Origin of the sequence: Actinomadura formosensis, assembly GCF_050948385.1 — a bacterium.
Classification (GTDB): domain Bacteria; phylum Actinomycetota; class Actinomycetes; order Streptosporangiales; family Streptosporangiaceae; genus Spirillospora; species Spirillospora formosensis.
Window position 1 is genome coordinate 3,472,307 of record NZ_CP192011.1, and the last position, 20,834, is coordinate 3,493,140.

The following is a 20,834-nucleotide window of genomic DNA, read 5'->3' on the forward strand; positions in this document are numbered from 1 at the left end:
TCTCCCGGCGCGTGCCCCGCTTAAAAATCTACAACGTAAAGGTGCTCGCCTGGCGAGCCACACTCCAATGACTCGCTTTGGCCAGGCGCGAGACGTCCCCGGGTTCGGGGGTCTGCCAGGTCAGCACGCGGAGCGTACCGTGTCAGCGCCCGCCCCTCGGGACGGCCAGGATCTCCCGTCCGCGTTCCTGGTCGATCATCTGGGCGAGCAGGGGATCGGCGAGCAGGACGACCGGGGCGATGTGGTGGTCGCCCGCCGGCCGCCACAGCCGGACGGCGTCGCGGATCGCGGGCCATGCCTCGTCCAGGGCCCGGCGTGCTTCGCCGCGCTCCGCGTCGAGCGTCTCCGGGGCCGTGCCCACGGCGAACTCGCCCGGACGGTGGCGGCGCTCCTCGGATTTCGGAACGCCGAACGCGGGCACCGCCGACAGGCGGTCGAGGACGGCGTGCACCGCCCGATCGAACTCGTCGTTGCCGAAACGGATCCGGAATCCGGGCTCCCGGACGCGCGCCCGGTAGTCGGCGATCATCAGCCGGAGCGAGCCGGAGCCCCCCTGACGCATGAGGAACGCCAGGTCGGACGTGCCCGGATACGCCCGCTCGTGCTGGGCGAACATCAGCGGCAGCAGATCGGAGGCGAAGACGGGGTCCTCGTGGATCCAGCCGTCCTCGAAGGCGTGGATCAGGCGCCGGCCGCCGGCGTTCTGGAGCAGCGTCCTCAGCTGGTCGGCGAGAAGGGTGGCGCGGGTGTCGCCGAAACGCTCGGCCTCGGTCAGCACGGTGAGAGGGCCGTCGATCTCACCGCCGAGAGCGGCGAGCCTGGCCTCCTCGACCCGTGCGTCCCAGGTGCGCCGTGTCTCGCCCTCGGGTCTGCGGAGGGCGTGGAAAGAGGCGTACAGGTCGTACATCAGGTCGTAGAACGAGCTTTTGCGTTGGGGGCCCTCACCCGACCATGAGGCGAGCTCGTAGGCGGCCCATTCGCCGTGGTCGTCAATGTCATCGGGGTCGAGGAAGAGCACGGACGCATCGCCGTCGAGCGAGATCTGCACGGCGCGGCGCAGGAGGGCGCCGGTGGCGGCGGCGTATTCGGCGTCGCCGTGGTCGTGGCCGTACGCGGCGATCCATGAGGCGTCCATGTCGCGCATGAAGCCGATCTCGGCGGTGCCGCCGAGCCGGTAGATGAACATGCCGGCGTCCCGCCAGCCGTCCGTCACCTCCAGGAACCCGCGCAGGGACGGCGGGAGCGGTAAGCCGAGCCGTTCCTCAAGTCGGGCGATCGCCTTGGCCGGGGCGGGGGCGAAGCCCAGCCAGCCTTCGCGCGCGACGTCCGCGTCCAGTGCGTGATCGTGCTCCGGGTCGTGGGAGGAGATCCATTCCTCGCTCCACCGTTTCAGGAACGGCCGCCATTCCTCGCGTTCCATACAGGTCCTTCCGTCCGGTTGCGGGACGGGAGGCATCGTGGCAGCGGGGTACGACGGAATCGGCCGGCGGGATCAGGGGCGTAGGACGGCCTGGGTTTGGGTGACCTGGGCGACGTGGCGGCCGGTGTCGTCGTACAGGTCGGTCTGGACGACGATCGACGTCCGGCCGGTGTGCAGCGGGCGCGCGACGCCCCGCACGCACCCCTCCTTCACCCCGCGGAAGAAGTTCGTCTTGGACTCCAGCGTCGTCGTTGACGTGCCCGGCGGCAGGTTGAGGAACGCGCAGGCCGCGCCGAGGGTGTCGGCGAGCGCCATCAGGGCGCCGCCGTGCATCAGGCCGCCGGCGGTGCAGCGCTCCGGGGCCCAGTCCAGCCGGCCGGTGACCTCCGCCGGCCCGGCGGTGTCGATCCGCACGCCGAGCGCGCGGGCGAACGGCATGGCGTCGGTGAGCTGGTCGGGGGTGAACCCGGTGGTCATGCGGCCTCCTCGGTGGGACGTCTCGGACCCACCCTTGCGGCCGGGCCGCACGGCGTCCATTACCCCGGACGTAATCGCGGACCTGATCGGCGGGCGGGTAGCGTCCGTGGGGTGACGACGGCGTTGAGTGACGTGAGACCCATCGGGGACCAGTTGCGGGCCTGGCGGCAGCGGCGCAGGCTCAGCCAGTTGGAGCTGGCGTCGGAGGCGGACGTGTCGACCCGGCACCTGAGCTTTGTGGAGACCGGGAGGTCGGCGCCGAGCCGCGAGATGGTGCTGCGGCTCGCCGAGCACCTGGACGTGCCGCTGCGCGACCGCAACCTGCTCCTGGTGGCGGCCGGGTACGCGCCGGTCTTCGGCGAGACGCCGATCGAGGAGCCGAAGATGGACGCGGTCCGGGCGGCGCTGCGGCAGGTGCTGGACGGGCACGAGCCGTACCCGGCGGTGGTCGTGGACCGGTTCTGGAACCTCATCGACGCCAACGGCGCCGCCGGGCTGTTCATGGAGGGCGCGTCGCCGGAGCTGCTGGAGCCCCCGCTGAACGTGCTGCGGCTCAGCATGCATCCGGACGGCATGGCGAAGAACATCTTGAACCTCGCCGAATGGCGCGCCCACATGATCGACCGGGTGCGGCGGCATGTGGCGCTGACCGCGGACGCGTCGCTCGCCCACCTCTACAAGGAGCTGCGGAGCTTCCCGGGGGACGTGGGGGAGGCGATGGCGCCGCCCGCGTCCCACGACGTGTTCGTCCCGCTGCGGATGCGGATGGACGGCCGGGAGCTGTCGTTCTTCGGGACGATCGCGACGTTCGGCACGCCGGTCGACATCACGGTCGCGGAACTGGCGATCGAGTCGTTCTATCCGGCGGACGAGGAGACGGCGCGGTTCCTGCGGGAGCGGGCCGGCTGGTGACCGGGGTGTCGGCGGTGAGCAGGTCGTGGTGGATGCGCTGCAACGGCATCCCGAGCCGCTGCAGCGCGGTGACCGTCGCCCGGACCAGCGGGGCGGGCCCGGCGACGTAGGCGGCGCGGTCGCGGACGTCGTCCAGGAGGCCGGGCAGGACGTCCGGCACGCGGCCGTTCAGGGCGCCGGGTCCCGGTGACCGCGACAGGACGGGGATGATCCGCAGCCGTGCGCAGGCCGACTCCAGCCGCCGCAGGTCGGGCAGGTCGTAAAGGCCGGCCTCGGCGTGGGCGGCGACGAGGAGGAGGACGTCGCGACCGGCCCCGGCCGCCTCTTCGGCCAGGGCCCTCATGGGGGCGAGCCCGGTGCCGCCGCCCACCAGGAGCAGGCCGCGGCCCGAGTTCGGGTCGAGGGTCATCGTGCCCTCCGCCGGGCCGGCGAGCACGGTGTCGCCGATGCCGGTGCCGCGCACGAGCGTGCCGCTCACCCAGCCGCCGGGGCGGGCCCGCACGTGCAGGCGCAGCGTCCCGTCCGGCCGGGGCGCGTTCGCGATCGAGTACGGGCGCCACACCCGGGGCCAGCGGGGGGTCTGCACGCTCATGTGCTGCCCGGCGGTGAACGGCAGCGGCCGCTCGGGACGCAGGGTGAGGACCGCGAGGTCGGCGGCGCGGCGGTCGTGCCCGGTGACCTCGGCGACCCACCACGGCGGGGTGTCCGCCGCGTCCCGCTCCGCCGCGCCGATCATGGTCTCGGCGGCGTGCCGGTAGGCGGCGGTCCAGGCGTCCTCGGCGTCGGGCGTCCACAGGTCGGCGGCGAAGGCGCGCAGCGTGGCGGTCAGCGCGGCGCCGAAGGCGGTGTAGTGCTCGCGCAGCACCCCGTACTTGCGGTGGGCGCGGCCGAGCCGGGCGAGGTGCCCGGCGAGCTCGCCGGGGTTGTCCTGGCTCCACACGATCCTGGTGAGCGCGTGGAAGAACCGGTCGTGCTGATGGCCCATCGCGGGCGGAAACAGGGCGCGCAGTTGCGGCTCGGCGGCGAAGAGGCGGCCGTAGAAGTAGCTCATGGCGCCCGCGGGGTCGGCTTCCAGCCGGGCGAAGCACTCTTTGACGATGCGGGGTTCTGGTGTCATGTCCCAGCTCACTCCCTGGATCTGCGTGGGCCGGCACCGATGGGCGCGGGACTGGTGTCCGGCTTTGTGAGATTCTCGCGCCGACCCCGTGCGTCCTCAACCGCATGGCCCCGGATGACCGGATGCGGAAGAGGAATCCCCGCCCTGGTGGAAGATTGCCCGCTGAGGGCCCGTCGCGTAGGGCAAGCTGGCCGGAGCGAAGGCAGAGGGGGAACACGCATGTCAGCTACCGTCAGCGGGGCCCGCGGTCCCGCCGCCGGTGACGGCGCGCCGCCGCTCATCGGAATCACCACCTACCAGGAGCCGGCCCGCTGGGGGGTCTGGGTGCGCGAGGCCGCGCTCCTGCCGGTGCCGTACGTGCGCTCGGTCGAGCGGGCCGGCGGCGTCCCGGTGCTGCTGCCGCCGGGCGTGACGCTGCGCGGGGTGGACGCCCTGGTCGCACGGCTGGACGCCGTTGTCATCGCGGGCGGCGGCGATCTCGATCCGGACCTGTACGGCGCCCTGCGGCACAGCGAGACGGCGCCGCCGGATCCGCGGCGCGACCGGTTCGAGCTGGCGCTCGTCCGCGCGGTCGTGGCCGCCGACCTGCCGTTCCTGGCGATCTGCCGGGGCATGCAGATGCTGAACGTGGCGTGCGGCGGCACCCTCGTCCAGCACCTGCCGGAGGCGGTGGGGCACAAGGGGCACGCGCCGGAGACCGGCATCGTCGGCTCGCACCCGGTGCGGATCAGCGAGACCAGCCTCGTCGGCGGGATCCTCGGCGGCTCGGCCGACGTCCCGACCTACCACCATCAGGCCGTCGGGCGGCTCGGCACGGGGCTGACGGCCGTGGCCTGGGCCGACGACCAGGTGGTGGAGGCCATCGAGCTGCCGGGCCACCGCTTTGGCCTGGCCGTCCAGTGGCATCCCGAGGAGGGGGAGGACAAGCGCCTGTTCGAGGCCCTGGTGGCGGAGGCCGCCGGGCGCTGATCCGGGATTGACGCCCCGGTTCCGGGGAAGGCGATTCGGGAGAAAACGCCGCATAATCCCGGAGGCCGCATGCCCGTCGACCCGCAGACCGAGAGGTTCCTGGAACTGCTCGCCTCCTGGACGGCCCCGCCGCCGGACGGGGACGCGGCCGCGGAGCCGGCGATCGCGGAGATGCGCAGCCGGATCGGCGCGGCGTTCCCGGTGGTGCGGCGCGAGCTTGCGCAGGTCCGCGACGTCGCGGTGCCCGGCCCCGGCGGCCCGGTGCCGGTGCGGCTGTACCGTCCGGTGCCGCCCGGGCGGGGGCCGCTGCCCGCGGTCGTCTACCTGCACGGCGGGGGCTGGGTGCTCGGCGGCGTCGACAACGTGGACGCCCTGTGCCGTGACCTCGCGGCCTCCGCCGGGTGCGTCGTGCTGAACGTCGGGTACCGGCTGGCCCCCGAGCATCCGTTCCCCGCGGCGGTGGACGACGCGTGGGCCGTCGTCGCGTCCGCCGCGCGGGAGCCGGAGCGTTACGGCATCGCCCCCGGCGCCGTCGCGGCGGCCGGCGACAGCGCCGGCGGGAACCTCGCCGCCGCCGTCGCGCTGCTGGCCCGTGACCGCGGGCTGCCGCTCGTCCACCAGCTGCTCGTCTACCCGGTGACCGACACGGCGATGGACACCCCGAGCTGGCGCAGGTACGGATCCGGGTACGGGCTGGACGCGGGGTCGCTCGCCCGGTTCATGGACCTGTACCGGGGCGGCGCCGACCCGTCGGACTTCCGGCTGGCCCCGCTGCGCGCCCCCGACCTCGCGGGCGCCGCGCCCGCCACCGTCATCACCGCCGAATACGACATCCTGCGCGACGAGGCCGAGGCGTACGCGCGCCGCCTGGCGGCGGCCGGGGTGCCGGTCGAGCTGCGCCGCTACGACGGCGTCGTGCACTCGTTCTTCCTGCTGCCCGAGATCTTCGACGCCGGTGCCGAGGCGATGGACTTCGCTGTGCGACGATTGCGCGCGGCATTCGACGATCACGCGCGGCAGGGGAATGCGGCATGTACGACGGGTACGAGCGGCTGAGGATCGACTGGGCGGCGGACGGGGTGCTCCGGGTCACGATCAGCACGCCGGGCAAGCTCAACGCGGTCGACACGGTCGGGCACCGGGAACTGGCGGAGATCTGGCGGGACGCCGACGCCGACGACGCCGTCCGCGCGATCGTCGTGCGCGGCGAGGGGACGGCGTTCTCCGCCGGCGGTGACATCGCCATGATCGAGGAGATGATGACCGACCACGCCGCGCGCCGCCGGATCATGCGCGAGGCCCGCGACATCGTGATGAACGTGCTGAACTGCTCGAAGCCGGTGGTCAGCGCCGTGCAGGGCCCGGCGGTGGGCGCGGGGCTCGCGGTGGCGCTGCTGGCCGACATCTCCGTCGCCGGCCGCACCGCCAAGATCATCGACGGCCATGTGCGGCTCGGCGTGGCGGCGGGCGACCACGCGGCGATCGTGTGGCCGCTGCTGTGCGGGCTGGCGAAGGCCAAGTACTACCTGCTGCTCAACGACGTCCTCACCGGGGCGGAGGCCGAGCGGATCGGCCTGGTCTCGCTCTGCGTGGACGACGACGAGGTGCACGAGCGCGCCCTGGAGATCGCCGGGCGGCTCGCCGCCGGCCCCGCCGAGGCGCTGTCGCTGACCAAGCACGCGCTGAACAACTGGCTGCGGCTCGCGGGCCCGACGTTCGACGCGTCCCTGGCGATGGAGTTCTTCGGGTTCACCGGTCCGGACGTGCGGGAGGGCGTCGCGGCGATCCGCGAGAAGCGCCCGCCCCGATTCGGGTAGCCCCGGCCCGGGTAGGCGACCGGACGGACACCGACACGGGAGGGGGAGCGCCATGCGGCCGCGGGACAGATGGATGCTGGCCGGTGGACGGTGGAGCCAGGGCACCGGGGAGGACGTGTTCACGATGACCGACCCGGCGACGGGCGAGCCGCTGGGGGTGGTGGCCGTCTCGACCCCGGCGGACGTGGACACGGCCATGGCCGCGGCCCGCGACGCCGCGCCCGGCTGGGCGTCCACCCCGGCCGCCGAGCGGGGCGCGGCCCTGCACGCCGCCGCCCGGGCGGTGGAGGGGCGCCTGGACGAGCTGGCCGCGCTGGTGACCGCCGAGATGGGCAAGCCGACCGGCGACGCGCTCGGCGGCGTCGAGGCCGGCATGGCCGCGCTGCGCCGGTACGCCGAACTGGGGCCCCTGCACGGCGGGCGCAGCCTGCAGGGCGGCTGGGGCGCAGCCGACTTCACGGTCCGCGAGCCGCGCGGCGTCGTCGCGGTGATCACGCCGTGGAACGACCCGGTCGCGATCGCCTGCGGCCTCATCGGCGCCGCCCTGGTGACCGGCAACACCGTCGTGCACAAGCCGTCCGAGCGGGCCCCGCACACCGGCGCCCTGCTCGCCGAACTGCTGGCCGGATGCCTGCCCGGCGGCGTCCTGAACATGGTCACCGGCGGCGGTGAGACGGGGGAGGTCCTCGCCGGCCACCCGGTCGCGGACGTCGTCGCCCACGTCGGCTCCACCGCCACGGGCCGCCGCATCGCCGAGCTCGCCCTCCGCACGGGCGCCAAGACCCTGCTGGAGAACGGAGGCTCCGACCCGCTGATCGTGGACGCCGGCGTCGACCCCTCCTGGGCCGCCGGCCAGGCCGCCATCGGGTGCTTCGCCAACGCCGGCCAGATCTGCACCTCGGTCGAACGCGTCTACGTGCACGAGGCCATCGCCGGTGCGTTCCTGGATGCGCTCGCCGAGCGCGCCCGGAACCTGCGGATGGGGCCCGGCGCGGACGTGACCACCGAGCTCGGCCCGCTGGTCGACGAACGCCACCGCACCCACGTCCACCAGCACGTCGAGAAGGCGATCGCGGACGGCGCGCGCCCCCTCGCCGGCGCGGAGATCCCCGCCGGGCCCGGCTCGTTCTACCCGGCCACCGTCCTCGCCCACTGCACCGACCACATGCCGATCATGACCGAGGAGGTGTTCGGGCCCGTCGCGCCCGTCCGCACCGTGGCATCGTTCGAGCAGGCCCTGAACGCCGCGCGCCGCTCCCGCTACGGCCTCGCCGCGACCGTCCTCACCCGCGACATGGCCCACGCGCAGGCGGCCTGGCGCACGCTGGACACCGGCACTGTGAAGATCAACGCGGTGTTCGGCGGCGCCCCCGGCGGTGCCGCCACGCCGCGCCGCGCCAGCGGCCACGGCTTCGGCTACGGGCCCGAACTGCTGGACGAGATGACGGCCGTCAAGGTCGTCCATGTCCAGAGCGCCGTCCCGTGACGGTCAGGGGACGGCCAGGTAGCGGGTCACCAGCCGGGCGACGAAGTGCGCGAACGTCTCCGATGGCCCGGAGGGCAGCATGATGTGGCTCATCGTCAGCCGCACCGCCGCGTCGGCGACCTCGGTGAGCGCGTCGCGGTCCAGGTGGGGCCACTGCCGCAGCGCGTGCTCGGCGATGCGGGCGCTCGCGGTGAACAGCACCGGCTCGGCCTGGGTGGTGAGCAGCGGGAGCATCTCCTCGCCGCCCGCGCCGGTCAGCACCGCCTTCTTCAGCTGGTCGTCCGCGGACGTCTGCAGGGTGTAGGTCACCGCCGCGACCACCGCGGAGTACACGTCGTCGTGCTCGGACAGCACCGTGTCGATGCCGTCCAGATAGCGCTCGTTGTCGCGGACCACGACCGCCTGGGCGAGACCCCACTTGTCGCCGAACTCGTTGTAGACGGTCTGCCGGCTCACCCCGGCGGCCTCCGCGACGTCCCGCATGCGCAGGGCCCGGTAGCCGCGCTCCACGAGCAGGCCGGCGGCGGCGTCGAGCAGGGACTCGCGCACGGGACGTCCGGCGGTGCCCATGTGTCGTCGTTCCTCCGGGTGCTGGTCGGGCCCCCATTATCGCCTGTGCTCCGCCCGTCCGGCCATCGCGCCGCCGGGTGCCGCCGGCACGCGCCGCCGGATCATCACGATGCCCGCGGCGGCCCCGCCCGCCGGGGACCGGCCCCGGCCATGGATCGGCACGTGGTGCCGGCCTGGCCGGCGCGGTAGACCTCCCGCACCCGGGGATCGGCGCGGACCTCCGCGGGCGCGCCCGCCGCGATCATCCTGCCGCCGTCCAGGACGTGCAGGACGTCGCAGACGCCCAGCACCGGGTCCAGTTCCCGCTCGGCCACCAGTACCGCCAGGCCGTCGGCGGCCAGGTCGCGCAGCAGCACCTCCAGCGCGCGGGCGCGCCGCACCGGCAGGCCCGCCCACGGCTCGTCCAGCAGCAGCACGGCCGGCTCGGCGGTGAGAGCGCGCGCCAGGCCGGTGAGCAGCGCGACGGCGGCCGGCGCCGTCCGCACGCACTGCTCCGCGTACTCCTCGATACCGACCCGGGCGAGGGCCTCGTCGGCGCGCCGGCCCGCGTTGCGCCGGGCGTCGCGGCGCAGCCGCCACCGGTCCCGCGCCGTCCGCCCCGGGTACTCCCGCGTCATCGCGTGCTTGGCGGCGGCGGCCCGCACCGCCTCCCGGACGGTCGGCGACCCGGACCCGCCCGGCCGCTGCGGCGCGCGGACGATGCCGCGCCGGGCCCGCTCCCGCGCGGCGCTGCCGGTCAGGTCGGCGTCGCCGAGGTGGACGGTGCCCGCCGCCGGGCGCCGCGCCCCGACGATCACGTCGCACAGTGTCGTCTTGCCGGCGCCGTCCGGGCCGACCAGCCCGGTGACCGCGCCGGACGGGGCGGTGAACCCGGCGCCGTCCACGGCCGTCAGCCCGCCGAACCGGACCGTCACGTCACGGACCCGAAGGCCCCCTGGAGCAGCCATCCGCCACCTCGCGGCTCACTGTGATGTGGATCACCGGCGGAGGCTCACCCTACTGACGCGCGGCGGAGGCGGCAATCCCCTCGGGGCGGCCTCCCGGCCGGGATCCGCGGGCTCAGAGCGTGGGCGGCTCCAGCCGGTCGCGGGTCCATTCCTTCACACCGGTGATGAACGCGTCCACGTCGGCGGCCTTGCCGGAGGCCATCTCGTCGAACCAGCCCGGCACGTACCGCTCGAACCGGGTGCTCTCCAGGACCTCCAGGACGGCGTCGGCGACCTCCCGCGGCGGCAGCGCGTCGGACAGGTCGCTGAGCGGCGGCTCGTTGTCCGGCAGCGTGAACAGTTCGGTGCCGGAGATGAGCGCGGGCTGGATCACGTGGGCGTGGACGCCCGTGCCGTCCAGGTCGACCGTCATGCTCTCCCAGAACGCGGTGAGCGCCGCCTTGGACGCCGCGTAGGCGGCCTCGTGCGGCGGGCCGAGCCGGGCCGCGACCGACCCGATCGCGATCAGATGCCCGTGCCCCCGCGCGATCATCCCGGGCAGCAGCGCGAGCGTGAGCCGCACCGGGGAGGCGTAGTTCAGCCGCATCACCTCCTCGGCGTCGGCGGGCGACAGATCCTGGACGCGGCGCCGCTTCGGCATCCCCGCGTTGTTCACCAGCACGTCCACGCCGCCGAACTCGCGCTCCACGGCCGCCGCCAGCGCGCCGACCCCGTCGAGGTCGCCGAGGTCCGCCGCCCACATCGCCGAGCCGGGGGAGTGCCGGCGGCACCGCTTGAGGACCTCGTCGAGCCGGTCCTCGCGCCGCGCCACCAGCCCGACCCGGGCGCCCGCGGCGGCGAGCGCCTCCGCGACGACCGCCCCGATGCCCGCGGAGGCTCCCGTGACCAACGCGGACCGTCCACTCAGAGTCACCATGCGTACCAACGTCACACAGGGCGGTCCCGCCCGGCAAGGCGAAGCACCGTCCGCGGGCGGGTCCGGCGCCGGAGAAAATCGCGGGCGCCGATTTTCCCGGCTCGGTAAGGTCGTGGGTTTCCCCTTGCCCCTCCTCACCGCCGGAGGTCTGCCCGCATGCCCGCCGAACCCGACGAATCGGAGATACTCGCCGCCGAACGCGCCCACCTGGCCGAGTCCCGTGCCGCCCTGCGCCGGATGCGCGAGCACGCCGAGAGCCTGTCCGCCGACGCCGCCGCCGACCGGGTGTCCCGGCAGTACCTGGAGGCGCTGCTCGACCGGCGGGTCGCGGCCCTCGCCGACCACTCGGGCACCCCGCTGTTCTTCGGCCGGATGGACCGCGGCGGCGCGGGCGGCCCCGACCTGCCCGCGATCATGTACGTGGGGCGGCGGCACGTCCACGACGGCGACGAGGGACGCCCGCTCGTCCTCGACTGGCGCGCCCCCGTGTCCCGGGCGTTCTACCAGGCCGGGCCCGCCGACCCGATGGGCTGGCGGCTGCGGCGGCGCTTCGGCTTCCGGGGCGGTGAGCTGACCGCGTTCGAGGACGAGCCCCTCGACGGCGCGGGCGTCGGCCCGTCCAGGATCCTCACCGAGGAGATCGAACGTCCCCGGACCGGCCCGATGCGCGACATCGTCGCCACCATCCAGCCCGAGCAGGACGTGATCGTCCGCGCCGACCTGCCCAGCACGGTCTGCGTGCAGGGTGCGCCCGGCACCGGCAAGACGGCCGTCGGCCTGCACCGCGCCGCCTACCTGCTGTTCACGCACCGGGAGCGGCTGTCGCGCTCCGGCGTGCTGATCGTCGGGCCGAACCGGGCGTTCCTCGCCTACATCTCGGCGGTGCTGCCCGCGCTCGGCGAGGTCCGGGTGGAGCAGGCCACGATCGACGACCTGCTCGGCGCGCCGCTGGGGGAGGAGCCGGCGGCGGTGGCGGCGGCCAAGGGCGACGCGCGGATGGCGGACGTCCTCCGCAAGGCGCTGTGGCTGCACGTCCGCAAACCCGAGGAGGGGCTGGTCGTCACCCGCGGCTCGGCCCGTTACCGGCTCGCCGGCCACGAGGTCCGCGAGATCGCCGCCGGGCTGCGCGAGACGACCCGTTACGGCGCCGGCCGTGCCGCGTTCGCGCAGCGGCTCGCCCACCGGATCCTGGTGCTGATGGAACGGCGCGGCGAGGCGCCCGACGACCGTGTCCAGGACCAGGTCGCGCGGAGCCGCCCGGTCAAGCAGGTGCTCGACGCGGTGTGGCCGAAGGTGACCGCCGAACAGGTGCTGCACCGGCTGCTGTCGGACGCCGATTTCCTGCGCGGGGCGGCCAGGGGCGTCCTGGACGAGGACGAGCAGGCCGCGATCCTGTGGGCCAAGGCGCCGCGGTCGCACCGGTCGGCCGGGTGGAGCGCCGCCGACCGCGCCCTCCTCGACGAGCTGAACGACCTCATCGAGCGCACCGCCTCGCTCGGCCACCTGGTCGTGGACGAGGCGCAGGACCTCTCGGCGATGCAGCTCCGGGCGCTGGGCCGCCGCTGCGGGACGGGGTCGGCGACCGTCCTCGGCGACCTCGCCCAGGGCACGACCGCCTGGTCGGCCCGCTCATGGAAGGAGGTCCTCGCCCATCTCGGGCAGGACGGGGAGGTCACCGAGCTGACCCTCGGCTTCCGCGTCCCGGGGACCGTCCTGGACTACGCCGCCCGCCTGCTCCCGCACGTCGCCCCCGGCCTGGAACGGCCGCGTTCGCTGCGCCCGGGCGCCGGCGCGCTGGAGGTGCGGCGTGTCGCCGAGCTGCTCCCCGCCACCGTCGAGACCGTCCGTGAGACCCTCGCCCGCCCGGGGTCGGTCGGGCTGATCGTGCCGGACGCCGAGGCCGGCGCGCACGCGGCGGCGCTGGCGGCGGCCGGGCTGGACCACGAGGTCCTCGGCCCCGGGTCCGGCGGGACCGCCCGGCTGCTCGTCATCCCCGCGACCCTGGCGAAGGGCCTGGAGTACGACCACGTGATCGTCGCCGAGCCCGCCGCCATCGCCGCCGCCGAGGCGCGCGGCCTCGCCCGGCTGTACGTCGTGCTGACCCGCGCGGTCACCTCCCTGACGGTCCTGCACCGCGACGACCTCCCGGGGGAACTGGCGGCCTGACGCCCGCTACCCGCGCGCGGCGGCCCGCCACCCGCGCGCGGCGGCCCGCTACCCGCGCGCGGCGGCCCGCTCCGGGCGGGTGCGCGGGCGCAGCCCGTCGAAGGCGATCCGCAGGACGTCCTCGCGGGCCCCGGCGCGTCCGGCCGCGTACGCCATGCCGGCCAGCAGCCCCATCACCTCGGCCGGGCCGACGTCGGCGCGGACCGCGCCCGCCTTCTGCGCCCGTGCGAGCAGGGTGCCGAGGGCCGCCTTCAGGCCGGGCCCGGCGCGTCCGGTGGCGCCGCGAGCGTCGATGCCCGCCTCGGCCAGCGCCTCGGTGACGGCCTGCTTGGCCGCCGACTGCGCGACCACCCTGGAGAAGAACCCGAAGAACGCCTCGCCCGGATCGGCGGCCGAGCACAGCTCCTCCGCCTCGCCCGCCAGCCGCTCCAGCAGCGCGACCAGCACGGCCTCCAGCAGCGACTCCTTGGTCGGGAAGTGCCGGAACACCGTGCCGATCCCGACCCCCGCCTTCCGCGCGACCTCCTCGGTCGAGGCCGAGGTCCCCTGGACGGCGAAGACCTCCTCGGCGGCGGCGAGCACCTTGGCGCGGTTGCGCAGGGCGTCGGCGCGCGGCGGCCTGCCGGGCGCGGGTGATGTCATCGCGGCCTTCCGTTGACAAGTGGAGTCTGGACTCCATATTTTCTCATCCGGAGTCCAAACTCCGATTGTAGGGGAGAGCCATGTCCGAGTTCGCCAGCCCCCGCGCCGTCTTCCAGCGGCTGATCGACGGGGTGACCGCGCGGCGGCTCGAGGTGCTGCCGCAGTTGTACGCGGAGGACGCGGTGGTCGTGCACCCGTTCGCCGAGCCCGCCTCGCGGCTGGAGGGCCGTGCGGCGCTGCGCGAGCACTTCGCCCGCAACTTCGCCCGCCTGGAGACCCTGTCGGTGGAGATGGCGGCCCGCAACGTCGTCGTCCACGAGACCGCCGACCCCGAGGTGATCATCGCGGAGTTCGAGTACGCGGGACGCAACACCGGGACGGGGCGCGAGTTCGTCGTGCCCAACATCTTCGTCCTGCGCGTCCGCAACGGGCACATCGTGGAGTCCCGCGACTACGCCCACCACAGCGCGTTCGAGGAGGCGATCGCGTGATCCCGCCGGGGGCCGCCCCGGCGGTTTCCAGTCCGGACGGTCATGCCGACCGGTTGGTATGTTCCTTTGGGCGGCCGGCCGCCGCCCATGCCCCGCGCGGAGGTTCGTCCTGTGAGCACAGCACCGCCCGACGTCGATGAGCTGGACCGGCGAGTCGGCGAGTTCCTCGCCGCCCACGACCCCGCGGCCATGGATCCCCTGGAGTTCCTGCGCGCCCGGTTCGACGCGGGCCTCGCCTGGGTCCACTACCCCGAGGGGCTCGGCGGGCTCGGCGCCCCGCGCGCCCTGCAGCCCGCCGTCGACCGCCGGTTCGCCGAGGCGGGCGCGCCGACCAACCATCCCGAGCGCAACGGCATCGGGCTCGGCATGGCCGCGCCGACGATCCTCGCGTTCGGCACCGGCGAGCAGAAGCGCCGCTTCCTGCGTCCGCTGTGGACGGGCGAGGAACCATGGTGCCAGCTGTTCAGCGAGCCGGGCGCCGGCTCCGACCTGGCCGCGCTCGCCACCCGCGCCGTCCGCGACGGCGACGCCTGGGTGATCAACGGCCAGAAGGTCTGGACGTCCATGGCCCACGAGGCGCGCTGGGCGATCCTCGTCACCCGCACCGACCCGGACGTTCCCAAGCACCGCGGCATGACGTACTTCGTGTGCGACATGACCGCGCCGGGCGTCGAGGTCCGGCCGCTGCGGCAGCTCACCGGCGAGGCCGAGTTCAACGAGGTGTTCCTCACCGACGTCCGCATCCCCGACGCGCACCGGCTCGGCGAGGTCGGGCAGGGCTGGCAGGTCGCCACCACGACGCTGATGAACGAACGGGTCGCGATCGGCGGTGCCGGCGCGCCCCGCGAGAGCGGCATGATCGGCGTCGTCGCCGCGCTGTGGCGGGACCGTCCCGAACTGCGCACCCCCGGCCTCCACGACGCGCTACTGCGGGCGTGGGTCGAGACGGAGGCGGCCCGGCTCACCGGGGAGCGGCTGCGCCAGCAGCTCACCGCCGGGCGGCCCGGGCCGGAGGGCTCGGGCGCCAAGCTCGCCTTCGCCGAGCTCAACCAGCGGGTCTCCGGCCTGGAGCTGGAACTGCTCGGCGAGGACGGCCTGCGCTACGACGACTGGACGATGCGCCGCCCCACCGAGGTCGACTTCACCCGCCGCTCGCCCGGCTACCGCTACCTGCGCGCCAAGGGGAACTCCATCGAGGGCGGCACCTCGGAGATCCTGCGCAACATCATCGCCGAGCGCGTCCTCGGCCTGCCCGGTGAGATCCGCGTCGACAAGGACGCGGCGTGGAAGGACCTGCCCCGATGAGCGACCTGCTGTACAGCGAGATCGAGACCGATCTTCGCGGGAGCCTCCGCGAACTCCTGGCGGACAAGGCGCCCTGGACGTCGGTCCTCGCCGGCACCGAGAAGGACGAGCCGTACGACGCGGCGCTGTGGCACGCCGTCGCCGGCCGGCTCGGCTGCGCGGGCCTGCCCGTCCCCGAGGACCTCGGCGGCGCGGGCGCGACCTGGCGCGAGACGGCCGTCGTGCTGGAGGAGCTGGGGCGCTTCGCCGCGCCCGTCCCGTTCCTGACCAGCTCGGTGATCGCGACGGCCGCGCTGCTGGCCGCCGGGGAGCGGGAACTGCTCGCCGAGGTGGCCGCGGGGGAGAAGATCGCCGTCCTGGCCGTCCCGTTCAGCACCGGGCCCGGCCCGGTGACGCCCACCGTCCGGGCGCCGGACGGGACGCTGACCGGCGAGGTCACCAGCGTCGCCGACGGCATGGCCGCCGACGTGTTCCTCGTCCCGGCGCCCGGTGGGCTCTACGCGGTGGACGCCGCCGGCGCCCGCCGCACCGCCGTGACCTCGCTCGACATGCCCCGGCGGCTCGCCGACGTCGTTTTCTCCGGCGCATCCGCCCGGCGCGTCGCGGACGGGACGGAGGCGGTCCGCGCGGCCCTGCTGACCGGTGCGGCGATGCTGGCGTCCGAGCAGCTCGGCCTCGCCGAACGCTGCCTGGACGACACGGTCGCCCACCTGAAGACCCGGTACCAGTTCGGCCGCCCGGTCGGCTCCTACCAGGGACTCAAGCACCGCCTCGCCGACCTGTGGACGTCCATCACCCAGGCCCGCGCCGTGGCCCGCCACGCCGCTTCCTGCGCGGCCGCCGCCGACGGGGACCTGCCGATCGCGGCGGCCGTCGCGCAGGCGCACTGCTCGGCCGTCGCGCTCAAGGCGGCCGAGGAGTGCGTGCAGATGCACGGCGGCATCGGCTTCACCTGGGAGCACCCCGCGCACCTCTACCTGAAACGCGCGAAGGCCGACTCCATCGCCCTCGGTACCGCCGGCCACCACCGCGCCGTGCTCGCGGCCCTGGTCGACCTGCCCCCGGCCTGACGCCCGGCCGGGCGGCCCCGCGTGCGGGGCCGCCCGGCTAACCGGTGATGACGGCCAGGATCCGCGTGCCCTCCGGGAACGCGCCGCGCCCGGCCAGCGCGAGCACGCCGAACATCATCTTCGCCGTGTAGATCCCGTCGAGGACGATGCCGTGCCGTCCGGCGAAATCAGCGATGAACGCGTCCAGTTCCGGGGTGCGCTTGGCGTAGCCACCGAAATGGAATCCGCCTTCGACACGCCAGGTTCCCCGCCGGCCGCCGTAGGCCGCGCGCTGGAGCCGCTCTACCTCGCCCTCCATGAAGTCGCCCTTCAGCACGGAGAACCCGAGAGCGCGCTGATGCGGGGCCAGGCCCGCCGCCAGGCCCGCGAGCGTCCCGCCCGTCCCGCATGGACAGCAGACAACGTCGAACCCCGGCACCTCCGCGCCCAGTTCCGCGCACCCCTTGACGGCCAGCGCGTTGCTGCCGCCCTCCGGCAGCAGATAGAAATCGCCGAACCGCTCGCGCAGGGCGGCGCGGACGTCCGGCTCGTGCTTGCGCCGGTAAGCGGCGCGGTCCAGGTAGGTGAGGCGCATGCCCATCCGCTCGGCGAAGGCCAGCGAATCGTTCAGCGGCCGGTGCTCCTCCCCCCGGATCACGCCGATGGTGGCGAACCCGAAGATCTTCCCGGCCGCCGCCGCGGCGCGGATGTGGTTGGAGTAGGCGCCGCCGAACGTCAGGAGCGTTCCCTGCCGGCGGGCCGGCTCGATGTTGTGCCGGAGCTTGCGCCACTTGTTGCCCGGCAGCTCCGGATGGATCAGGTCGTCCCGCTTCAGGAACAACCGCAGGCCCCGGCGGGCCGCGCGCTCGTCGGCCAGCTCCACCACGGGGGACGTCATCGCGGCATCATCCTATGCGGGCCGCCGCCGGGGGAGCGGGCCGGTCAGAGCGGGAGCCGCAGCCGCCGCCCCAACCTGCGGAAACGCGAGCCCATGACGTGCTCGGGCGAGGTGTCCCGGGCGGTCAGGCCCTCCAGCAGCGTGTCGAACGAGGGCGGCTGGACGCACACCAGCGTCGCGCTCGCCCGCCGGGCGCAGTGCAGCCGGACCGACGGCCGCAGCAGCCGGGACAGGGGGCCGCGCGACCCGCGCCCGACGACCAGGATGTCGTCGTCGCCCGCCAGCCGCACCAGCGTGGCGCCCGGCTCGCCGACCAGGGCCAGCGCGGACATCCGCACGCCGTCCGGCGGGCCGCCGCTCACCTCGGCCAGCAGCCGTGCGATGAGCTCGGCGCCGGAGCCGCGCAGCGCCTCGGTGACGCCGCAGCCGAGCTGCCCGGCCGCCGACACGTGCGGCGGCAGCGGCGCGGCGTGCACGACGAGCAGCGGCAGCCGGCGCAGCCGCGCCGCGCCGATCGCCCAGGAGAGCGCGCAGCGGGCGCCCGCGGAGTCGTCCACCCCCACCACGACGCGGGGGCCGCCCTCCGGTCTCGCGATCACGATCCCTCCTGTGCCGCGCGGACGCCGGCGGACCGCCGGGTGCCAGCAGTTTAGGCATACCCGCCCGGTACGGGGAGTGCCACATTCGGGAAACACCGGTTTGCGATGAAGCGTGGCCGCTGGACCGGCCACCGCCGCACGCGGCAGACTCCGGGTATGGCCGCACCGCACGAGAGTGACCCTTCCTGCGCCGTCGCGCACGGCGACGTCCCGCCCGAGCCGGTGGAGCGCACGCTGGTCGCGGTGTTCGCCGGCCCCGTCGCGGAGCATCTGCTGCGCTACGGCGCCGACCTCGGCTACCGGACGTTCCTCGTCGACCCCGACAAGGACCGCGGCGGGACGGCCGACCTGCCGCCCCTCGACGGCACCGCCGACGTCGTCGTCACCGACCACCACCGCCCCGAGCTGGGGCCCGTCCTGCGCGACGTCCTGACGCAGCCCGTCCGCTGGGTCGGCGTCATGGGAAACCCGCGGCATCCCGCACCGCACATCCCGGCGCTCACCGAACTCGGCGTCCCCGCGAGCGACATCGCGCGGGTGCACCGTCCCATCGGCCTGAACATCGGCTCCAGGTCCCCGGCCGAGATCGCCATCGCCGCGCTCGCCGGCCTGATCGCCGACCGCAACGGCCGCCCCGGCGGCTTCGAGTTCTGACGCGGGCCGTCCGGTGCGAGCGGTCGCCTACGACGCCTTCGGGGCGCCGCCCGGCGTGCGGGAGCTGCCCGGCCCGCCGGTCCCCGCGGGCGGCGCGGTGATCCGGGTCGAGGCCACCGGCGTCTGCCGGAGCGACTGGCACGGCTGGCAGGGCCACGACCCCGACATCCGGGTCTTCCCGCACGTCCCCGGGCACGAGCTGGCCGGGACGGTCGAGGAGGCCGGCGCCGGCGTGACCCGGTACCGTCCCGGCGACCGGGTGACCGTCCCGTTCGTGTGCGCGTGCGGCCGCTGCCCGTCCTGCGCGGCCGGAGACCAGCAGGTGTGCGAGGCGCAGACCCAGCCGGGCTTCACCCACTGGGGGTCGTTCGCCGACTACGTCGCCATCGACAACGCCGACGTCAACCTCGTCGGCCTGCCGGACGAGATGTCGTACACCACCGCCGCCGCGCTCGGCTGCCGGTTCGCCACCGCGTTCCGGGCCGTCACGGCGCAGGGCGGGATCGCCGCGGGCCAGTGGGCCGCCGTGCACGGCTGCGGCGGCGTGGGCCTGTCCGCCGTCATGATCGCCGCGGCGGCCGGCGCCCGGGTCGTCGCGGTGGACGTCTCGCCGCAGGCGCTGGAGCTGGCGCGGCGCTGCGGCGCGTCCGCCGTCGTCGACGCGGCCGGCCACGACGATGTCGCCGGGGCCGTCCGCGACGCCAGCCGCGGCGGCGCGCACGTCTCGCTGGACGCGCTCGGCAGCCCGGCGACCGCCCGCGCCTCGATCGAGTCGCTGCGCCGCCGCGGCCGGCACGTCCAGGTCGGGCTGCTGCCGCCCGGCGCGGGCCGCGCCGGGCTGCCGATGGACCGGGTCATCGCCTGGGAGCTGGAGATCGCCGGCAGCCACGGGATGGCCGCGCACGCCTACGGGCCGATGATGGAGCTGGTGCGCGCCGGGACGCTGCGCCCCGACCTGCTGGTCACCCGCGTCCTGACACTCGACGACGCGCCCGCCGCCCTCACCGGGATGACCGGACCCGGCATCACCATGATCGAACCTCACCGGCGGGGCGGATCGAAATCCTCGCCGGGGACGTGACGGCGCCGCCGGAACCCCTGCTCGGCCGGCGGGGCGGGCATGGGATGAGTGCGTCGCTCCTGTTCTGTCGGTGGGGTCGCCTACGGTCGGAAGAGACGGGGCCGTCGGCCGCGTTGTCCGGGCGATGCAGCCGAACGAAGGTGACCACCACCATGGCGAACGACATCATCGAGTCAGACCGCGATTTCCAGGAACTCGCCGATCCGTACCGGCGCGAGCTGCTGGCGCACTGCTACCGGATGCTCGGCTCCATCCACGACGCCGAGGACCTGGTGCAGGAGACCTACCTGCGGGCGTGGCGCTCCTACGGCGACTTCGAGGGCCGGTCGTCGCTGCGCACCTGGCTGTACCGGATCGCCACCAACGTGTGCCTCACCGCGATCGACCAGCGCGGCAAGCGGCCGATGCCGTCGGGGCTGGGCGCGCCGAGCGACGAGCCGGAGCGGCCCGTGGTCGCCTCACCCGAGGTCCCGTGGCTGGAACCGGCGCCCGACACCGTGCTCGGCGCCGACGCCGCCGACCCCGCCACGATCATCGCGGCGCGGGAGAGCACCCGGCTGGCGTTCGTGGCGGCGCTGCAGCACCTGCCCGCCAGGCAGCGCGTCGTGCTCATCCTGCGGGACGTCCTGAAGTGGCGGGCGGCCGAGGTCGCCGAGCTGCTCGGCACCTCCACCGCCGCGGTCAACAGCGCGCTGCAGCGGGCACGGGCCCAGCTGGAGCGGGACGCGCCCCTGCGGGACGAGCTGACCGAGCCGACCGACCCCCGCCAGCGTGACCTGCTGGACCGCTACGCGAAGGCCTTCGAGGACGCCGACATCACCGGCCTCATCGAGCTGTTCAAGAAGGACGTCGTCTGGGAGATGCCGCCGTTCCCCGAATGGTTCGTCGGCGCCGACGACGTCGTGCGGCTCATCCTCGCCCAGTGCGGCCCCCTCCCGGGCGACATCAGGATGGTCCCCGCGGCCGCCAACGCGCAGCCGGCGTTCGGGCTCTACAAGCGCGACGAGGAGGGCGTGCACCGCGCCTACCAGCTCCAGGTGCTGAGCGTCACCGGGGACGGCATCGCGCACGTCTCGGTCTTCTTCGACACGAGCCTGTTCCCGCTGTTCGGGCTGGCCGGGCACCTCTGACCGGCCTCCCGGCACCCGGAGGCGTCCCGCCCGCGGCGGCCCGCGCCGCGATCATGGCCCTGCCGGGGCGGCCGCGTGGTGGCCGCCCGGCGCCGCCGGCGCGCGTGATTCCCCATGCGGGCGCGGAAGGTGAGAGGCTTCTGCACTCGCCCGGCGACGCCGGAGGGCACGCGGGGAGCGGGAACCCG

The 20,834-nt window shown here is 74.8% G+C and carries 21 protein-coding genes; 12 read left to right on the plus strand and 9 right to left on the minus strand.

The genetic code is table 11. The features are described 5' to 3' along the window. Positions 1 to 142 precede the first annotated feature (142 nt). Complete coding sequence (locus tag ACQP1N_RS16330; protein WP_433232287.1) at positions 143 to 1,420, minus strand: SMI1/KNR4 family protein; 1,278 nt, start codon at positions 1,418 to 1,420, stop codon at positions 143 to 145. Positions 1,421 to 1,492: 72 nt separating this feature from the next. Beyond that, positions 1,493 to 1,897 carry a PaaI family thioesterase gene (locus ACQP1N_RS16335; RefSeq protein WP_067800289.1) on the minus strand — a complete coding sequence of 135 codons (405 nt, stop codon included), beginning with the start codon at positions 1,895 to 1,897 and terminating at the stop codon, positions 1,493 to 1,495. Positions 1,898 to 2,008: 111 nt separating this feature from the next. On the opposite strand from ACQP1N_RS16335, the gene ACQP1N_RS16340 reads away from it, so the two are divergent. Beyond that, a complete protein-coding gene (locus ACQP1N_RS16340) occupies positions 2,009 to 2,809 on the plus strand; it encodes a helix-turn-helix domain-containing protein (protein ID WP_067800286.1) in 801 nt (266 codons plus the stop codon). Here ACQP1N_RS16340 and ACQP1N_RS16345 read toward each other — a convergent pair. Next, a complete protein-coding gene (locus ACQP1N_RS16345; protein ID WP_084263068.1) occupies positions 2,724 to 3,926 on the minus strand; it encodes a globin domain-containing protein in 1,203 nt (400 codons plus the stop codon). The genes ACQP1N_RS16340 and ACQP1N_RS16345 overlap by 86 nt on opposite strands. A 219-nt stretch (positions 3,927 to 4,145) precedes the next feature. On the opposite strand from ACQP1N_RS16345, the gene ACQP1N_RS16350 reads away from it, so the two are divergent. The 4 genes from ACQP1N_RS16350 to ACQP1N_RS16365 all read left to right on the plus strand — a co-directional run bounded on the left by ACQP1N_RS16350 (position 4,146) and on the right by ACQP1N_RS16365 (position 8,198). Further along, positions 4,146 to 4,895, plus strand: a complete 750-nt coding sequence (locus tag ACQP1N_RS16350; protein ID WP_433232291.1) for a gamma-glutamyl-gamma-aminobutyrate hydrolase family protein — start codon at positions 4,146 to 4,148, stop codon at positions 4,893 to 4,895. Positions 4,896 to 4,964: 69 nt separating this feature from the next. Continuing rightward, complete coding sequence (locus tag ACQP1N_RS16355) at positions 4,965 to 5,951, plus strand: alpha/beta hydrolase (protein WP_433232293.1); 987 nt, start codon at positions 4,965 to 4,967, stop codon at positions 5,949 to 5,951. Further along, positions 5,927 to 6,712, plus strand: a complete 786-nt coding sequence (locus ACQP1N_RS16360; protein ID WP_067800277.1) for an enoyl-CoA hydratase/isomerase family protein — start codon at positions 5,927 to 5,929, stop codon at positions 6,710 to 6,712. Before ACQP1N_RS16355 ends, ACQP1N_RS16360 begins: the two co-directional genes overlap by 25 nt. 52 nt (positions 6,713 to 6,764) lie before the next feature. Next, positions 6,765 to 8,198 carry an aldehyde dehydrogenase family protein gene (locus ACQP1N_RS16365; protein ID WP_433232296.1) on the plus strand — a complete coding sequence of 478 codons (1,434 nt, stop codon included), beginning with the start codon at positions 6,765 to 6,767 and terminating at the stop codon, positions 8,196 to 8,198. Between the two features lie 3 nt (positions 8,199 to 8,201). On the opposite strand, the gene ACQP1N_RS16370 is transcribed toward ACQP1N_RS16365, so the two are convergent. The 3 genes from ACQP1N_RS16370 to ACQP1N_RS16380 all read right to left on the minus strand — a co-directional run bounded on the left by ACQP1N_RS16370 (position 8,202) and on the right by ACQP1N_RS16380 (position 10,631). After that, the gene (locus ACQP1N_RS16370; RefSeq protein ID WP_067800275.1) at positions 8,202 to 8,768 is read right to left on the minus strand and encodes a TetR family transcriptional regulator; all 567 of its coding nucleotides are present in this window, start codon (positions 8,766 to 8,768) and stop codon (positions 8,202 to 8,204) included. A gap of 104 nt (positions 8,769 to 8,872) precedes the next feature. Further along, positions 8,873 to 9,682 (minus strand): ATP-binding cassette domain-containing protein, encoded by an 810-nt coding sequence (locus tag ACQP1N_RS16375; RefSeq protein ID WP_433232300.1) that lies wholly within the window; start codon positions 9,680 to 9,682, stop codon positions 8,873 to 8,875. 145 nt (positions 9,683 to 9,827) lie between these two features. Further along, positions 9,828 to 10,631 carry an SDR family NAD(P)-dependent oxidoreductase gene (locus ACQP1N_RS16380; protein ID WP_433232303.1) on the minus strand — a complete coding sequence of 268 codons (804 nt, stop codon included), beginning with the start codon at positions 10,629 to 10,631 and terminating at the stop codon, positions 9,828 to 9,830. Between the two features lie 156 nt (positions 10,632 to 10,787). On the opposite strand from ACQP1N_RS16380, the gene ACQP1N_RS16385 reads away from it, so the two are divergent. Next, positions 10,788 to 12,797, plus strand: a complete 2,010-nt coding sequence (locus ACQP1N_RS16385) for a HelD family protein (RefSeq protein ID WP_433232306.1) — start codon at positions 10,788 to 10,790, stop codon at positions 12,795 to 12,797. A 48-nt stretch (positions 12,798 to 12,845) separates the two neighbouring features. Here ACQP1N_RS16385 and ACQP1N_RS16390 read toward each other — a convergent pair whose 3' ends face one another. Next, positions 12,846 to 13,439 carry a TetR/AcrR family transcriptional regulator gene (locus tag ACQP1N_RS16390; RefSeq protein WP_433232309.1) on the minus strand — a complete coding sequence of 198 codons (594 nt, stop codon included), beginning with the start codon at positions 13,437 to 13,439 and terminating at the stop codon, positions 12,846 to 12,848. 80 nt (positions 13,440 to 13,519) lie between these two features. Between ACQP1N_RS16390 and ACQP1N_RS16395 the strand changes: the two genes are divergently transcribed. The 3 genes from ACQP1N_RS16395 to ACQP1N_RS16405 all read left to right on the plus strand — a co-directional run bounded on the left by ACQP1N_RS16395 (position 13,520) and on the right by ACQP1N_RS16405 (position 16,305). After that, positions 13,520 to 13,930 carry a nuclear transport factor 2 family protein gene (locus tag ACQP1N_RS16395; protein WP_433232311.1) on the plus strand — a complete coding sequence of 137 codons (411 nt, stop codon included), beginning with the start codon at positions 13,520 to 13,522 and terminating at the stop codon, positions 13,928 to 13,930. An 87-nt stretch (positions 13,931 to 14,017) separates the two neighbouring features. Further along, positions 14,018 to 15,235: an acyl-CoA dehydrogenase family protein gene (locus ACQP1N_RS16400; RefSeq protein ID WP_433232313.1), complete on the plus strand. Its 1,218-nt coding sequence runs from the start codon at positions 14,018 to 14,020 to the stop codon at positions 15,233 to 15,235. Next, complete coding sequence (locus tag ACQP1N_RS16405; RefSeq protein WP_433232315.1) at positions 15,232 to 16,305, plus strand: acyl-CoA dehydrogenase family protein; 1,074 nt, start codon at positions 15,232 to 15,234, stop codon at positions 16,303 to 16,305. Before ACQP1N_RS16400 ends, ACQP1N_RS16405 begins: the two co-directional genes overlap by 4 nt. A gap of 37 nt (positions 16,306 to 16,342) precedes the next feature. Here ACQP1N_RS16405 and ACQP1N_RS16410 read toward each other — a convergent pair whose 3' ends face one another. Together ACQP1N_RS16410 and ACQP1N_RS16415 are read right to left on the minus strand one after the other, a co-directional pair. After that, complete coding sequence (locus ACQP1N_RS16410; RefSeq protein WP_433232317.1) at positions 16,343 to 17,182, minus strand: 1-aminocyclopropane-1-carboxylate deaminase/D-cysteine desulfhydrase; 840 nt, start codon at positions 17,180 to 17,182, stop codon at positions 16,343 to 16,345. Positions 17,183 to 17,226: 44 nt separating this feature from the next. After that, complete coding sequence (locus tag ACQP1N_RS16415; protein ID WP_067805336.1) at positions 17,227 to 17,781, minus strand: universal stress protein; 555 nt, start codon at positions 17,779 to 17,781, stop codon at positions 17,227 to 17,229. Between the two features lie 156 nt (positions 17,782 to 17,937). On the opposite strand from ACQP1N_RS16415, the gene ACQP1N_RS16420 reads away from it, so the two are divergent. The 3 genes from ACQP1N_RS16420 to ACQP1N_RS16430 all read left to right on the plus strand — a co-directional run bounded on the left by ACQP1N_RS16420 (position 17,938) and on the right by ACQP1N_RS16430 (position 20,646). Further along, on the plus strand, positions 17,938 to 18,435 hold the full coding sequence (locus ACQP1N_RS16420) for an XdhC family protein (protein ID WP_067805339.1): 498 nt from the start codon (positions 17,938 to 17,940) through the stop codon (positions 18,433 to 18,435). A 13-nt stretch (positions 18,436 to 18,448) separates the two neighbouring features. Beyond that, complete coding sequence (locus ACQP1N_RS16425) at positions 18,449 to 19,516, plus strand: zinc-dependent alcohol dehydrogenase family protein (protein ID WP_067805341.1); 1,068 nt, start codon at positions 18,449 to 18,451, stop codon at positions 19,514 to 19,516. Between the two features lie 152 nt (positions 19,517 to 19,668). After that, positions 19,669 to 20,646 (plus strand): sigma-70 family RNA polymerase sigma factor, encoded by a 978-nt coding sequence (locus tag ACQP1N_RS16430; RefSeq protein WP_067805367.1) that lies wholly within the window; start codon positions 19,669 to 19,671, stop codon positions 20,644 to 20,646. The last annotated feature ends 188 nt before the right edge of the window (positions 20,647 to 20,834 follow it).

Excerpts from the sequence above, each read along its gene's own strand:
- ACQP1N_RS16330 (WP_433232287.1), bottom strand. The coding sequence starts at position 1,420 with ATGGAACGCGAGGAATGGCGGCCGTTCCTGAAACGGTGGAGCGAGGAA.
- ACQP1N_RS16335 (WP_067800289.1), bottom strand. The coding sequence starts at position 1,897 with ATGACCACCGGGTTCACCCCCGACCAGCTCACCGACGCCATGCCGTTC.
- ACQP1N_RS16345 (WP_084263068.1), bottom strand. The coding sequence starts at position 3,926 with ATGACACCAGAACCCCGCATCGTCAAAGAGTGCTTCGCCCGGCTGGAA.
- ACQP1N_RS16350 (WP_433232291.1), top strand. The coding sequence starts at position 4,146 with ATGTCAGCTACCGTCAGCGGGGCCCGCGGTCCCGCCGCCGGTGACGGC.
- ACQP1N_RS16355 (WP_433232293.1), top strand. The coding sequence starts at position 4,965 with ATGCCCGTCGACCCGCAGACCGAGAGGTTCCTGGAACTGCTCGCCTCC.
- ACQP1N_RS16360 (WP_067800277.1), top strand. The coding sequence starts at position 5,927 with ATGTACGACGGGTACGAGCGGCTGAGGATCGACTGGGCGGCGGACGGG.
- ACQP1N_RS16365 (WP_433232296.1), top strand. The coding sequence starts at position 6,765 with ATGCGGCCGCGGGACAGATGGATGCTGGCCGGTGGACGGTGGAGCCAG.
- ACQP1N_RS16370 (WP_067800275.1), bottom strand. The coding sequence starts at position 8,768 with ATGGGCACCGCCGGACGTCCCGTGCGCGAGTCCCTGCTCGACGCCGCC.
- ACQP1N_RS16380 (WP_433232303.1), bottom strand. The coding sequence starts at position 10,631 with ATGGTGACTCTGAGTGGACGGTCCGCGTTGGTCACGGGAGCCTCCGCG.
- ACQP1N_RS16385 (WP_433232306.1), top strand. The coding sequence starts at position 10,788 with ATGCCCGCCGAACCCGACGAATCGGAGATACTCGCCGCCGAACGCGCC.
- ACQP1N_RS16390 (WP_433232309.1), bottom strand. The coding sequence starts at position 13,439 with ATGACATCACCCGCGCCCGGCAGGCCGCCGCGCGCCGACGCCCTGCGC.
- ACQP1N_RS16395 (WP_433232311.1), top strand. The coding sequence starts at position 13,520 with ATGTCCGAGTTCGCCAGCCCCCGCGCCGTCTTCCAGCGGCTGATCGAC.
- ACQP1N_RS16400 (WP_433232313.1), top strand. The coding sequence starts at position 14,018 with ATGCCCCGCGCGGAGGTTCGTCCTGTGAGCACAGCACCGCCCGACGTC.
- ACQP1N_RS16405 (WP_433232315.1), top strand. The coding sequence starts at position 15,232 with ATGAGCGACCTGCTGTACAGCGAGATCGAGACCGATCTTCGCGGGAGC.
- ACQP1N_RS16410 (WP_433232317.1), bottom strand. The coding sequence starts at position 17,182 with ATGACGTCCCCCGTGGTGGAGCTGGCCGACGAGCGCGCGGCCCGCCGG.
- ACQP1N_RS16420 (WP_067805339.1), top strand. The coding sequence starts at position 17,938 with ATGGCCGCACCGCACGAGAGTGACCCTTCCTGCGCCGTCGCGCACGGC.
- ACQP1N_RS16430 (WP_067805367.1), top strand. The coding sequence starts at position 19,669 with ATGGCGAACGACATCATCGAGTCAGACCGCGATTTCCAGGAACTCGCC.